We start from the raw sequence: 14,433 nt of genomic DNA, 5'->3' as shown, positions 1-14,433 counted from the left end.
ATCCGGATGGCGCGCATGGCCGCTGGCGGGGCAGCGCGGCCCTGGCGCAGCCTGGCGGCTCGGCCTGGCAAACCAGCAGGCAGGGGGCGCAGCGGCGCGCTGCCGGCGCGCTTCAGGCAGGAGCGGGTGCTGGTGATCGGCTGCGGCGACGTGGGCATGCGCCTGGCGCGCCTGCAGGCCCGCAACGGGCGCTGGCTGGCGCTGACCTCCAGCCCCGGGCGCTGCGGCCAGCTGCGCCAGCTGGGCCTGCAGCCGCTGCTGGGCAACCTCGACGAGCCGGCCACGCTGCGCCGCCTGGCCGGGCTGGCCACGCGCCTGGTGTACCTGGCGCCGCCGCCTGCGGCCGGCACCCTGGGCGACCCGCGCAGCCTGGCGTTGTGCCGCAGCCTGCGCCGCGGCCGGTGCCTGCCGCGCTCGGTGGTCTATGTCTCGACCACGGGGGTGTACGGCGATTGCCAGGGCCAGTGGGTGGCCGAGAGCCGCCCCACGGCACCGGCCAGCGCCCAGGCGCGGCGGCGCGTGGCCGCCGAGGCGCAGCTGCGCGGTCTGTTGCACTCGCGCCAGCGCGTGCGTGTGGCGCTGCTGCGTGCGCCGGGCATCTACGCCATCGGCCGCGCCCACGGTGATCCGCGCCAGCGCCTGCAAGAGGGCGAGCCCGTGCTGCAGGACCGCGAGGACGTCTACATCAACCGCATCCATGCCGAGGACTTGGCGCGCGCCTGCTGGCTGGCCCTGTGGCGGGCGCGGCCCGGGCGCGCCTTCAACGCCTGTGACGACACTGTGCTCAAGCTGGGCGAATACCTGGACGAGGCCGCCCGCCGCCTGGACCTGCCGCCACCGCCGCGCATCACGCGCGCCGAGGCCGAGCGCATCTTCAGTGACAGCAAGATGCGTTTTCTGCGTGAATCGCGCCGGCTGCGCAACCAGCGCATCAAGACCGAACTGCGCCTGCAATGGCGCTATCCCACCGTGTGGGATGGGCTGGCCCCGCTGTGGGCGGCGGCAGGCGGGGGCGGGGTGTCTGGCGGCAGCGCACAACCGGCATAGGCGCGGCCTTCAGCGCGCCTGCATCGGCTCGTGGCCCTGCGGCTGCAGGGCGGGCGGGCGCTGGCGCGGCACGGTGCTGATGCCGCTCTCCGGGGCAGAAGGGCGGCGCGGCTGCCAAGCGTCATCATCGGGTGGCCATCTGCCATGGAGCGGTGCAGGCAAGGGCCGCGCAGGCGGGGGCTCGATCGAAATGTAGATCGGCGGCGGACGCTGACCGTAAGGCGGCAACAGTTGCACATCTATAGCAGGGATGACAGGCGGGGGCACAGGCAGTAGCAGCCCCCAGTCTGAGCCAGGCGGCAGGCCATGGCCAGCAGGCGGAAAGGCCCAGGGCGGCAGCACAAGCGGTGTGGGCGGCGCGGGCAGCGCTGCGTTGCCCGTGGGCGCTGCGTTGGGGCAGGCGCGCTCGACTTGGGCCTGGGCGGCATGCAGGCGTTGCAGGCCTTCGCGGTCGTAGCGGCCGTGGTCGAGCGTGGCGCGCTCCAGCTGCCGGCGGGCCGCACGGCAGGCGGCCGGGTTGGGGGCGGCGCTGCGCTGCTGCCCGGCGGCGGCGCGGGCTGCCTCGGCCTGGGCCTGCAGCGCCTCGGTCTCGGCCTGCAGGCGCAAGGTTTGCTGCCTGGCCTGCTGGCGCTGCTGCTCGCGCTCGAAAGCGCGCAGGGCGCGCTCTTGATCGGCTTCGATCTCCTCGGGCGAGCGCGGCGCTTCGATCTGCACTGCCTGCATGCCTGCAGGGCAGTTGCCATCGGTATAGACGATGCGGCCATCACCCGCCGTGCAGCGGTTGACCTGGGCGCTGGCCGGCAGGCTGCACAGCAGCAGCGCGGCCAGCCAGCCGGCGCCCATGCCCAGCTTGTGGCGGGCAGCCATGCGCCGGGGCTTGCGGTGGTGTGTCATGGGCTTCTCCTGCATGGGGGCAGACGTTTGGCGTGGTGCTGACCTTCCCTAATGCTGGGGCAGCGGCCGCAACACACTGCCGCTGGCGGGGCTGGGGCGCTCGGTGTGCGGTTGTGGGGGCTGCGGTTGCAGCCAATGGGGGTTGCGCCCCTGGTCTGGGGGCTGGAAAGGCCGATCCAGGGCCTGCTGGGCGCCGCTGGGCGGCGGCGCTGGCACCGAGGGCGGCGGCTTTCGATTGAGCCAGCTCGGCACCCTGGGCGCGGGGCGATGCCCATGCGGATGACCATAGGGCGGCCCATAGCCAGGCGGCGGGGCGTAATAGGGCCGGCGGTAGCCTGGCCAGTAGTAGTCATCGGGCCCGGGGTAGGGGACGAGGTACGCGGGCTGGCCGTAATAGCGCCCGCGGTAGACGGCGCCCGGCGGCCAGCTGTACGCCCTAGGCGGGTAGGCATAGCCGCCCAGGCTGTGGCCGCGCACATGGCCGTAGTGGCCATCGCCGTAATAGGCGCTGTCGTGCACGGCGCAACCGGCCATGCCCAGCGCCAGCAGCGCACAGCCCAGCCAGTGGCGCCAACGTTGGCGCAGACCGGCGGCTTGCCCCGCAGCAGGTGAGGCGGGCAGATGCCGCAAGGGCGATGCAGCAAAGGGCTTGGCAAGTCCATGCAGGGCAAGGTTACGGCGGGGCATGCAATCACTCCTGGTAATGGCCACCATGGCGGGCGGTTAAGTGTAGCGAACCAGATTTTTGCTGTTCTCAAATTTCAGCATCCTGGATGGACTCGCTGACTGTGAGGGAGCAGAATTTTTCTTGTGACAACGTCCCTTCAGCCTTCGGGTGTGGCAGCCAATCTCTTGGATGCAATGGCTTTGTCGGGGGCATTGCGCTTTTGCTCAAAGCGCAAAAAATCCGCCAGCCGTTTCGACTCCTGCACCTCGTCATGCGGCACCAGCACATAGCGCCAGGGCTTGCCACCCACGCGGGCACTGTAGGCGCTGGCGTGCTGACACCACTCGGCGGCGGCCTGCGCCTTGGCCTGCACTTCGGCGCTGGCGATGTCGTTGTGTGCCTTGGTTTCCACCATCAGGATGCAGTCCTGCATTTCGGCCACGAAGTCGGGCACGTATTCGGGCTGCTCGCTGCCGAGCTTGTAGTAGATCTGGAACTGCCCCTTGGCGGGCTTGAACCACTTGAGCGCATCGCGCTCCAGGAGGATGGCAAAGCGCCGCTCGGTGTCCGAGTCGAATTTCTGCAAGGGGTACAGGCAGCGCGCAAAGCCGCCAAACAGCAGGGACTTGATGCGGCCAGGCTCGGCCAGCGTCTCGCGATAGTGGCGCGCGGCCTCGCCCGCGGCCACGGTGTACTGGCAGGGCTTGAGCTGGGTGAAGCCGCGGCTGATGCGCACCTCGAAATCCGCAGCCTCCTCATAGAAATGCGCTTGCATCTGCGCATGGATTTCACGCGCAATCAGGCGGCGGTCACGATCCAGCACGTTGATGACATCGGCCTCGTCCACCAGATAGCTGCGCAAGTGCCGCACCATCTGCCCCGCCAGGTCGTACAGCAGCTCGGACTGGGTGAAGTAGTCGATGTCGTCAAAGTCCAGCAGCGCGTGGACGATATAGTCCTCGGCGCGCTGCTCCTTCAGGCCAATCTCTGCCGCCAGGCTGAACTGCGCATTGCTGTGCAGCATCTGCCCCACGATCTCGCGCGTGCCCGGCTGCAAATGCAGCCCGCTCACATCCAGCGTGAAGGGGCGAAAGCCCGTTGTCACCTCGCCCTTGGGTACCACAGTGATGCGCGGGATGTCGATGCTTTGCTGCACCACGGCCTCCAACGTCTTGGCAACCACGGCAGACACAGCTTCATCAGCACCGGCCACCAGGCTGCCCTGCGCGGGTCGCAGACGTTCGGCCACCTCGGCGGCGATGGCCTGCTGCACTTCGGGGCGCAGCAGCGCGCTGCGGGTGGGGGCCACATCAGGCCGGGTTTCGTACTGGCCGATCACGTCCAGCACCGCGCGCGCGGCCTGTTTTTCCGCTTCGCTGGCAAACGCCGGTGCAGGCGGGGCGAGAGCGTCGCTACCCGGAACCTGGACGATTTCCGGTGCGCTTTCCAATCCCAGGCGCGCATGCACGCCCGCGCTAACCTGCACGCTCACCTTTTTCTCATCCGCCTGCGGCGCTTCCAGAATGACTTGCTTCAGGCGAATGGGCGAATCGCCCCGGTTGGCCTCGTCCACGATTTCCTGAAACCGCTCGTGCGCCACGATGTTGAGCCTGTCCACCGCCGCCACGCCGGTGCGCTTGCCATAGGGCAGGCGCAGGCCGCGCCCGATGCTTTGCTCGATCAGTGTGCGTGCGTTGGCCGCGCGCAGCGGCACGATGGTGTAGAGGTTGGTCACGTCCCAGCCTTCTTTGAGCATGTTGACGTGGATCACGATCTCGGTCGGTTCATCCACGCTCTCCACCGCCAAGAGGCGCGCAATCATCTGCTCCTCGTCCTTGCCGCTTTTGCTGGAATCAACCTGAATCACCTTGCCCGCGTAGCGCCCTTCGTAAAACGCGGGCGACTCCAGCAAGGCCAGCAAGTCGGCGGCATGCGTGGTGTCGCGCGCAATCACTAGCATGAAGGGCTTGACCGGCTGCACCCCGTTCTCGCGCGCATAGGTCAGCAGCTCCACCTTGGTGGCCTCGTGCAGGCGCACGCCGTCTTCGAGCTTGATTTTTTCCAGCTCCTGCGGCATGTGCGCGCTGGCATCAAAGCCGCGCTGCGTCACCACGGCCGGCTCCTTGACAAAACCATCTTCCAGCGCCCGCGCCAGCGGGTAATCCATCACCACGTTCTTGAACGCCACCGGCCCGCGGCTGCTCTCCACAAACGGCGTGGCTGTCAGCTCCAGGCCGAACAGCGGCTGCAATTCATTGATCGCCCGCATCCCCGCCTGGGCGCGATAACGGTGCGATTCGTCCATCAGCAGCACCAGATCCGGCAGATTCGCCAGGTGGTTGAAATAGCTCTCGCCCAGCACCTCGCGCATGCGCTTGATGCGCGGCTCCTTGCCGCCGCGCACCTCGGAATTGATCTTGCTGATATTGAAGATGTTGATGCGCACGTCCTGCACAAAGCCCATGCCCAGCCCCTGCGGCTGCACCTCCACCGCCGCGCCGCTTTGCTCGTAGTTGTCGCCGGTGATGATGAGGGGCGGCTGCTGCGCAAACTCGGCAATGCCCTTGAACACGTACTTGGGCGTGTTGGGCGTGAAGTCGGCAATCAGCTTGTTGTAAATGGTCAGATTGGGCGCCAGTACGAAAAAATTGCGGATGCCATGCGCCAGATGCAGATAGGCGATAAACGCCCCCATCAGCCGCGTCTTGCCCACCCCGGTCGCCAGCGCAAAGCACAGCGAAGGGAAGTCGCGCTCAAAGTCTTCCAGCGTCGCAAACTGCGCCTTCAGACTGCTCAAAATGGCGGCCACATCCCGTTCATGCGTCAGCATTTCCGGCGCGGCCTCAATGGCCTGAATCAGCTTTGCCAGTGATTCCGCCTGCGGCGCGCGCAGCGACAGCCGCCCGTTGACATGGTGTTGTACGCGGGTGTTCAAGTCTGTTCCCCTTTTTTCTTCTTTGGCAGCGACTTCCGGCTTTTTTGCAACTGCTTGACCGGTTGCGCAAGAGCGGCCTCAAAGTCTTTTTCCACTGGCGATAGCAAATTGCGCACACGAGCCCGGTATTGGGCATAAGCCGTCTCCGCCTTGGCAAGCGCAGTCTTGGCCGACACCTTGCCCGCATGGGTCAGGATGTCTTTTCGTGTCATGCGCAAGAAGTTGTCCAGCTCCTGCGCCCAGTCGCGCATCGTCATCGGTTGATGCGCCTGGGCTTGCAGCTCCGCCACCTCGATATAGGCCGTGACGATGCGATTGAGCGTGTCCAACTCTTCGGCATTGAGGTAGTTCTTGGCAATGCCGACATCCGCTTTGCGCACGGGCGCCCCTTTGCTGGCGCCCGGCCAATTCGTCAACCCCACGTTAGGGGCTTGCGCGTCTACCCGCGCCACGATCAGCTCTGCGGCGGTATGACCATGCGCTGCCCAGTGCATCTTGTTTTGCACCGTGGCAAAGAACTGCCGTGCGATTTCCGTGTGCGGGTCGTAATCGATGCTGGTGGCGTAGATGTCCAGCACCTTGCGCCAGAACACCTTTTCCGACGAGCGAATATCGCGGATGCGTGCCAGCAGCTCTTCGAAATACTCCGCATCCTCGCCCCGCTTGAACCGATCGTCATCCAGCAGTACACCCTTGTGCAGATAGGTCTTGAGCTGCTCCGTGGCCCAGCGGCGGAATTGTGTACCCCGGTGCGACTTGGCCCGGTAGCCCACTGCCAGCACCACCTCCAGGCTGTAATGCTTGAGGCTGCGGTTGACCTGCCGCCCACGCTCCAGCCGAACCTGTAAGTACGGCTTACAAGTTGCCGCTTCCTGTAGCTCCCCCGTCTGGTAGATGGCGCGGATGTGCTGGGTAATGTTTTGTGGCGAGCACTGGTACAGCTCGGCCAGCTGCGCCTGGGTCAGCCAGAGGCCGCCATCCTGAAGGCGCACCTGTACCCGCGTCTGCGCATCCTCGGTCTGGTAGAGCAGAAATTCGCCCGTTTCTGCCATAGGTGCAGCAGCTTGCTGCACCAAGCCGCCTGCCTTTGCGGGTGTGTCGCCTGGCACTTGCTTTGCCATTAACCCTGCTCCCCGTCATCGCCAAATAGATCCGGCGTGTCGGCGGCTTTTCTCCCTTTGCCTTTGGGAGAAGGCTGGAGTGAAGGCGCTTGCACATCCGGCTTGGCCAACGGCAAATTCGCCACGTTCAGGCTGTAATCGTCCTGCCCCCACTCGCAGCGCGCCAAAATCATCTTGGGGATTTTCTTCAGCGTCAGATTTGGCCAACGCTCAAGCGCCTGCTGCGCCGTCACGCCACGAAAGGCCGAGCAGCAAATCAGCAAACTGCGGCCATCGCCCACCTCATCGGCCAGCGCCTGCAACTGCTCAGCAGACAAGCTTTGCGTGGTCACGAAAATAAAATCCTGCTCGCTGGAATGCCCATGCTGCCACCACAGCGTTTCCGACGGCGCATAGGTAAAGCCCTCCAGCTTTGCCAGCGCCTCGGCCAGCATCGCCGCGTTGTATTCCGGGTTGATGATCGGATTGCCCCAGCGGTCATTGACAATCAGGCTCGGCGCCAGCCGGTAATAGCGAAACCCGCCGCCGCCCTGCCAGTTCACCGCCTTGGAAATCCCGCCCGGGTCCTCGCCATCAATCACCTTTTTCAGGCGCGGAATGATGTGCGTATGGCAATGCTCGCCCAACTCCACCATGATCCAGCGCCGCCCCATTTTGTGCGCCACGGCGCCCGTGGTGCCGGAACCGGCGAAGGAGTCGAGCACCAGATCGCCGGGGTTTGTGGCTAAATGCAAAATGCGCTGTAAAAGATTTTCGGGTTTTGGAGTGTCAAAAACATCGTTGGCATTAAATTGTTTTGCTTCCTTTTTGGCATCCTGATTGTCACCAACTTCTTCTCTTAGCCATATTGTTTTTGCAACTATCCCGCTTTGAACTTCACTGAGAAATCTCTTTACTCGTGGAACACCGTTGCCTTTTGCGCCGAACCAAATTCTATTTTCATTAATTAACTGCTCCAGCTTTTCTTTGGTGTATGCCCAGCATCGACTTGCCGGTGGATTGACGACCCTCCCTGATGGAGTGACTACTGGATAATCCGTTGTGGAAGAATATGTTTTTACCGACATATTGTCAGACATCCATGCTCCTCTCGGATCGTTGTCGAGATTTTTATATAAGCTGTTCGCCTCTTCTGTTCGTGCAAGTAGGTTTGGTCTCCATGGTATTTTATTCTTGGCATAAATCAGGATATGGTCGTGAGAGTCAGACAGCCATTTTGCATCATTTTGTGGTGCATATTTTTTCTGCCAAATTGCATTCGCCACAAAATTCCCCCTCCCAAACACCTCATCACAAAGCACTTTCAAATAATGTGCTTCGTTGTCATCAATCGTGATCCACAACGAACCATCATCCGAAAGCAAACGCTTGATAATCTCCAGCCGGTCGCGCATCAACCCCAGCCAAATCGAATGCTCCAGCCCGTCGTCGTAATGGGTAAACGCACTGCCGGTGTTGTACGGCGGGTCGATGAACACACATTTCACCTTGCCCGCAAACTCCGCCTCCAGCGCCTTCAAGGCCAGCAGGTTGTCCCCGAAAATCAGCCGGTTATCAAAAACATCCTCCTCCGACACCCGCCGCCCAGCGTGATACGACCGCTCCCCATCCTCCAGCAAAATCCGCGCCTCCAGCTTGGGCCGCTTCTCCTTGCCAATCCAGGTGAGTTCGAGTTTTTGCTTTTTTGTCATGGATACGGCTCAGCTCAGTTGTGCAATGCGCCATATGGATGTGGCTTGCCGGGCCATCCAGGCTTGCCATGCGGCAATATTTGCAGGTGTCCATTCGGCATATTCTTCAGCCAATTTTCGAGTGATGGCAAACCCGCTCTTTCGGTATTTTTCGCGCTTGGCATGATAGGCTTCGTTGCCTGCGTCGTTGTTTTCGGATGTTTTCATGAGAGTCATATTCCCAAGGCGGTAAATCATGCTGTCTGCTTCTTCATTGCTAAACCCTCCCCAGCCGTCCGGCGCACTTTGAGGAAGAATGTGTTCAATATTGAAAGCATCGCTAATGAAAGAGTAATCCTGCCCAGACAGGTGCTTCTCCAGTGCGCACAGGATAAACCTTGCAACTCTGTTGTTGCGCGAGTCTGTTGTGCGAATTGTTTTTTCGGAAAAATCCGCCTGAAATCGCTTGTCGTCAATATAGATGCCGCGCAGCGCTTGCAATGCCGGGGAAAGATTTTGCAATTCATTATTGGCGATTTTTTCTGCGGCAGCGTTATAAACGCGCTCTTGCTCTGCCGTGCTTTGAGTCCCAATCACGTTGTATCGCAGCGAGATTACAACCGTTGCGCGCAGCAAATCGGAAAAGTCGTTTGGAGAGAAGCTTCTTTTTGCTGCAAGCAACAAGGGGAATGGCTGGCGCACGCGGAATGTTTTAAGTATTCCGGCATTGATTTTATCTTCCTGCGGCCAATTTGAACCTTCCGGAGAAGAAAGCGCCAGATAGGTATCAAGGTCTTCCTCCATGCCGCGCAACAAGCAGAAAACGGATTCCCTGTCGGTAATTTTTGCTCGTATGATCTTGAAAAGATCAGCCTGCCTTGCAAAATTGTTCCGACTGTTCCAGTGAATTCTCAGGAAATCCGGAAATTTTTCAGACTGCAAATTCCCAACAATGGCCTCCCAGCGGTTTTCCAGGTCTGTGATTTCGTGATCCGTTTCGCCGCCGCGATCCAGCAATGAGAAAAGGTAGTTCTTCAAAAGATCCGTGGATGAAAGACGAACGCCGCGCGCATTCAGCGTTTCGAATACCTTGTAGGCATTGAGCTCATCCGTCACGGTGATGACCGTAAAGAACAGAGCATCGCTGATTTTTTCTACCAGCTGCGCTAGTCTTCTGCCCTCACCCCCAGACTCCTGCTTGAGATGGTTTGCAATTTTTCTGTCAAACCATTCAAACGATTTTCTGAGCAGGTGCTCGGATGCGCGGAGCCTGCGTTGCGGCAAGTGCCCCAGCGGCACCAGGTGATATTGAAAATAGCTGTTGTTGTTTCTGTTGAGAGTCAATTTTGGCCGGGCGACCAGGGTCACCGGATCCAGGTAGCCTATGTAGGTTTGGCGTATTTGATTCAGCCTTTGCGTGTTGGCTTCTGACTCGTTGCCCGCATCAATCAGGCGCTGAATGTTCTTCAGAACGGCCAAGATGATGAGGTTCAATGTGGTCAGGCGCTGCTGTCCGTCGATGACGTCAAAGGTTTTGTCGTCCGATGACTGGAGCACCAAATAGCCCATGTAATGGGAAGGGCTGTTTTCTTGAAGAATATCCATGATGTCTGACCACAAATCCTCCCATTCGTCACTGCCCCAGCTGTAGTCGCGCTGAAAGCGCGGAATCCGATAGCTCAGGCCATTCCCAATCAGCTTTCTGAATGTATTGTTTTCTGTTTTGAAATTGGTTGCAGACATCTTTTTCTCCTAAATAACAGTCCACTCAATCAAAAACAATTCCTCTTCCTCCACCCGCTGCAGCAACTGCCCTTCCAGCTGTTCAATCAGCCGATTGCGTTGCGCCTCAATTACATCCTGCCGTTCAAACAATTCACGGCGCTGCTTGCTGCGCTGGGCTTCCAGTTGGCGTTGCTGTTTTTGCCAGTGCAATTTTTCTTCCAGGGTGGAGGCGTGGGTGGCGCTGCGGCGCACTTCCTTGATTTGGCGGTCGGTTTCCTTGATGGCTTCTTCCAGACCGAGTTTGAGGTCGTCGGCCCAGTCGTCGAGTTTTTGTACTTCTTGCTCAAAGTGGCCAAGGTTGCGTTGCTGGATGCCTGTCAGCAGGGCTTGGCGGCGGGTGTGTAGTGCGTCCAGCAGGGGCGGTGTGGCGCTGGGGGCGGGGATGCTGGCTGTGGTGGCGGGCAGGCGCAGGAGTTTTTCCGCATCCTCGGGGTGCAGGGCCTGGCCGCTGGCGGTGGTAGCGGCCAGCAGGCAGTGTTCTTCAGTATGGCCCAGGGCCTGCACGCGCAGCAGTTTGAGGGCGAGTTGGCCGCTTTGGCCGCGGTAGGGCTCCAAGGTGCTGATTTTGTTGCCGTAGGCGACGTAGTCGAACGTTAGCCGCGCGGGCGGGTTGGTGCGCTGGCGGGCTTGTTGCAGCAGGTGTTCGGCCAAGGGGTGGCCGGTGCGGTAGAGGTGGGCGTGGCCGCTTTGGCGGGGCAGTTCGTAGCGGCCGGGCTCCACGCCGTGCAGGCCGGGCGGCAGGCTGTGCAGGGTGAAGCCGTGTTCGTCAAAGCGAGCGTGCGGGCCCAGCTCGCTTTGGGTGAGGGCGAGCAGCATGTGTTCGAACTGGTTGCGGGTGTGGAGGCTGTCTTCGTGGCGCAGGCGCAGTTTTTGCTGCACTTCTTCGTCGAAGTTTTCCAGCAGGGTTTGCCGGGTTTGCATCATGGCCTGGTTGATTTCGCCGGACAGTTCTTCTTGCAAATTGGCAAAGCCGGCCTGGATTTCTTGCGGGCTGCGGCAGCTGCAGTAGATGTCGGCAATGCGGCGCTCCAGATCCACGCCGCTGCCGATGGCGCCCAGCACTTCGTCGCTGGCGCCGAAGACGCCTTCAAACAGTTGGAATTTCTCGGCCAGCAGTTGGTAGACGCGGGCGTCGGCTTCGTTGCTGCGGTCCACGAAGTTGACGACGACGACATCGTGCTTTTGCCCGTAGCGGTGGCAGCGGCCAATGCGCTGTTCGACGCGCTGGGGGTTCCAGGGCAGGTCGTAGTTGATGACGAGGGAGCAGAACTGGAGGTTGATGCCCTCGGCGCCGGCTTCGGTGGCGATCATGAGGGTGCCGCGCTCTTTGAAGTGCTCCACCAGCGCGGCGCGGGTGTCGGCGGTTTGGGAGCCGGTGATGCGGTCTGTGCCCGCGTGGCGCTTGAGCCAGTCTTTGTAAATAGCTTGTGCTTGCGCGTCGCTGTTGCTGCCGTTGAAGAGCACGATGCCCTGGCCGTTTTCACCGGCGTAAGGGGTGCCGGCCAGCAGGGTGAGCAGGTAGTCCTGCGTGCGTTTGGATTCGGTGAAGATGATGGCTTTTTGCGCCGCGCCCAGGCGTTCGAGCTCTTCAAAGGCTTTGCCCAGCGCGGTGAGCAGGGCCTGGCCTTTGGCATCCTGGCGGATGCGGGTGGCCAGTTGCTGGAAGTGTTCCAGCTCTTCGATTTCGGCCTGGATGGCCTGGTATTCGTTGGGCTGGCTGGGCTGGCCAGGTTGGGTGGAGGCGCTTGGGCCGCTTTCAGTGCCTGGCTCATCGCTCCATTCATCGGCGGTTTCGTCCAGGCTTTCGTAGTCTTGGTCCAGGGTTTCGAGCAGATCGCAGCCGGGGTCGGTTTCGGCCAGCACGGTGCGCAGGCGCTGCGCCATGGTGCCCAAGGCCCCGGCAATAGCGTGGCTGCTGGAGGCCAGCAGTTTCCACAGCACCAGCGAGATCAGTTGCCGCTGCCCTTCAGGCAGGGCCTTGAGGCTGGGGCGGCGCAGGTAATCGGCCACCTGGCTGGAAAGCGCCTGCTCGTCTGCCGAGGGGGTGAATTCCTGCACGATGGCCTTGCGCCGGGTGTAGGACACGTAAGGCTGCACCTGGCGGCGCAAGGTGCGCTGGCACACGGGGGCCAGGCGCTGGCGCAGCTTGTGCAGGCTTTGCTCGGTGGCCTTGGCGCCAAACTGGGTGCGAAAGCTCTCCAGGTCGCCAAACACGCGCTCGTCGATCAGGCTGACCAGGCCGTACAGCTCCAGCAGGGTGTTTTGCAGCGGCGTGGCGGTGAGCAGCACCTTGGCAGGCACGTGCGCCAGCGCATCTTTGAGCGTTCTGGCGATGACGTTGCCTTTTTTGTAGACGTTGCGCAGGCGGTGGGCTTCGTCCAGCACCACCAGGTCCCAGGCCAGGCGCTTGAGGTCGTCGGCCTTGGCCTTGGCAAACTGGTAAGAACAGATGATGGGGCCGCCGGTGTGTTCAAACGGGTTGCCGCGGCCTTGCTTGTGCAGGGTGTTGTAGCTCTTGGCTTCCAGAATGAGGCTTTGCAGGCCGAACTTGTCTTGCAACTCCTGATGCCACTGTTTGCGCAGGTTGGCGGGCACGATGATGAGCATGCGGCGGCGGCGCTCGGCCCAGCGTTGCAGGATGACCAGGCCGGCCTCGATGGTTTTGCCCAGGCCCACTTCGTCGGCCAGGATCACGCCCTTGGAGAGCGGGTTGCGGCAGGCAAACAAGGCGGCATCGACCTGGTGCGGGTTCAAATCCACTTGCGCATCCACCAGGCTGCTGGCCAGCGCAGCCACGCTGCCGCTTTCGGCCTGGCGGGTGAGTTGCCAGGCGAAGTATTGGGATTGGTGAGGGGTGATGGAAGCAGTCATAGGTGCAATGAGTGCAATGGATGCAATGCGGTGCGGTGCGGTGGCAGTGCGGCACTGGGCGGGCGAACAGGCGAAGAGGCCAGGGCCGTGGCGCAGGCCGTTCAGCCGCAGGCGGCCAGTGCCTGTGCCAGGTCGGCCTGCAGGTCGTCGGGGTGTTCCAGGCCGATGCACAGGCGGATGACGCGCTGGCTGGCCAGCCTGGCGTGGCTGCTGCTCAGTTCGCGGTCGTTGCGCAGGTCGTAGGCCATGACCAGGCTGATGGGGCCGCCCCAGCTGTAGCCGATGCGGAAAAGCTGCAAGGCTTCGCAGAAGGCGTCGATTTGTTGGCTGGACCAGTGCGCGGCGGGCTCGAAGGAGAAGATGCCGGCGGCTGCGCCTTCGCTGGCGATAGGGGCGGCGGCGCGCTGGCCGTCGCTGGCCGGGGCTGGCGGCGCGTCGGGGGCGCAGATCTGACGCCAGTGGGCATGGCCGGGGCTGCTGGGCAGGGCCGGGTGCAGCACGCGCGCCACGGCCGGGTGCTGGGCCAGGAATTGGGCCAGCTGGCGGGCGGCGCGGTCTTGCGCGGCGTAGCGCAAGGCCATGCTGGGCAGGCCGCGCAGCACGGATTCGACGTCGTTCATGCCCACGCCCAGGCCCAGGTGCATGTGGCGGCGCTTGAGGGTTTGCAGCAGTTGCGCGTCGCGCGTGCAGATGCTGCCCATGAGCACGTCGCCGCCGCCGTTGGGGTATTTGGTCAGGGCGTGCACGCTGATGTCCACCCCCAGCGTGCTGCCGTCCGCGCCGGGCAGTGCAAATGGCGCAAATGCCAGGCCGGCGCCCCAGGTGTTGTCCAGCGCGGTGGTCACGCCGTGCGCGCGGCAGACTTGCAGCAGGCCGAGCAGATCGGGAAATTCCATGGTGACGGAGCCGGCGGCCTCCAGCCAGACCAGGCGGGTGCGGGGCGTGAGCTTGCGCTGCAGATCCTGCGCGTCCAGCGGGTCGTAGCAGGCCCAGTCGATGCCGTATTCGGCCAGGCATTGGCGGGCCAGCTCCTTGTTGGGGCCGTAGACGTTGTCGGGCAGCAGCACCTGGTCGCCCTGGCGCAGCAAGGCCAGGTTGACCAGCGAGACGGCCGCCAGGCCGCTGGGCGCCAGCAGGCAGTAGCGGGCGCCTTCGAGGCTGGCCAGACGCTCCTCCAGCGTGAAGCTGGTGGGCGTGCCGTGCAGGCCGTAGGTGTAGGTGCTTTTGAAGGCCCAGTCGCGCTGGCGCACGGCGGCCATGCTGGGGAAGAAGATGGTCGAGGCCTTGTGCACTGCGGGCTGGACGGCCTCAAACCCAGCCGGGGGCTGGTAGGGGTGGTGCACGATGGCCGTGCTGGGGTGCCAGGCGGGCGAGGCGGGTTGCTCGGGGAGTTCGGGGGATTGGGCCATGGCTAGCTAAGGTGGTGTGGAGCGGGAGGGAAGG

Annotated in this window: 9 protein-coding genes; 1 reads left to right on the top strand and 8 read right to left on the bottom strand. The window is 62.5% G+C overall.

Features of this window, described 5'->3' with window-relative positions; all coding sequences use genetic code 11:
* The first annotated feature begins 15 nt into the window (after positions 1-15).
* Positions 16-1,047, top strand: coding sequence for an NAD-dependent epimerase/dehydratase family protein (locus CK625_RS03575; RefSeq protein WP_420894318.1), 1,032 nt, complete (start codon positions 16-18; stop codon positions 1,045-1,047).
* A gap of 9 nt (positions 1,048-1,056) precedes the next feature.
* Here the strand turns inward: CK625_RS03575 and CK625_RS03570 are convergent, their stop codons facing one another.
* The 8 genes from CK625_RS03570 to CK625_RS03535 all read right to left on the bottom strand — a co-directional run bounded on the left by CK625_RS03570 (position 1,057) and on the right by CK625_RS03535 (position 14,399).
* A complete protein-coding gene (locus CK625_RS03570) occupies positions 1,057-1,941 on the bottom strand; it encodes a DUF4124 domain-containing protein (RefSeq protein WP_172424926.1) in 885 nt (294 codons plus the stop codon).
* Positions 1,942-1,989: 48 nt separating this feature from the next.
* Complete coding sequence (locus CK625_RS03565) at positions 1,990-2,628, bottom strand: hypothetical protein (protein ID WP_143326166.1); 639 nt, start codon at positions 2,626-2,628, stop codon at positions 1,990-1,992.
* Between the two features lie 137 nt (positions 2,629-2,765).
* Positions 2,766-5,543 (bottom strand): DEAD/DEAH box helicase, encoded by a 2,778-nt coding sequence (locus CK625_RS03560; protein ID WP_095538838.1) that lies wholly within the window; start codon positions 5,541-5,543, stop codon positions 2,766-2,768.
* Positions 5,540-6,664 (bottom strand): virulence RhuM family protein, encoded by a 1,125-nt coding sequence (locus tag CK625_RS03555; protein WP_238945476.1) that lies wholly within the window; start codon positions 6,662-6,664, stop codon positions 5,540-5,542. Before CK625_RS03555 ends, CK625_RS03560 begins: the two co-directional genes overlap by 4 nt.
* Positions 6,664-8,355: a site-specific DNA-methyltransferase gene (locus CK625_RS03550; RefSeq protein WP_095538836.1), complete on the bottom strand. Its 1,692-nt coding sequence runs from the start codon at positions 8,353-8,355 to the stop codon at positions 6,664-6,666. Before CK625_RS03550 ends, CK625_RS03555 begins: the two co-directional genes overlap by 1 nt.
* Positions 8,356-8,364: 9 nt before the next feature.
* Positions 8,365-10,077 carry a DUF262 domain-containing protein gene (locus CK625_RS03545; RefSeq protein ID WP_095538835.1) on the bottom strand — a complete coding sequence of 571 codons (1,713 nt, stop codon included), beginning with the start codon at positions 10,075-10,077 and terminating at the stop codon, positions 8,365-8,367.
* Between the two features lie 9 nt (positions 10,078-10,086).
* A complete protein-coding gene (locus CK625_RS03540; protein WP_095538834.1) occupies positions 10,087-12,990 on the bottom strand; it encodes an SNF2-related protein in 2,904 nt (967 codons plus the stop codon).
* Between the two features lie 101 nt (positions 12,991-13,091).
* A complete protein-coding gene (locus CK625_RS03535; RefSeq protein ID WP_095538833.1) occupies positions 13,092-14,399 on the bottom strand; it encodes a PLP-dependent transferase in 1,308 nt (435 codons plus the stop codon).
* Positions 14,400-14,433: the final 34 nt, after the last annotated feature.

This window comes from Vandammella animalimorsus, assembly GCF_002285265.1.
Taxonomy (GTDB): domain Bacteria; phylum Pseudomonadota; class Gammaproteobacteria; order Burkholderiales; family Burkholderiaceae_C; genus Lampropedia.
Note: the sequence above shows the minus strand (reverse complement) of the source record. Positions and strands in the feature narration are given on the sequence as shown.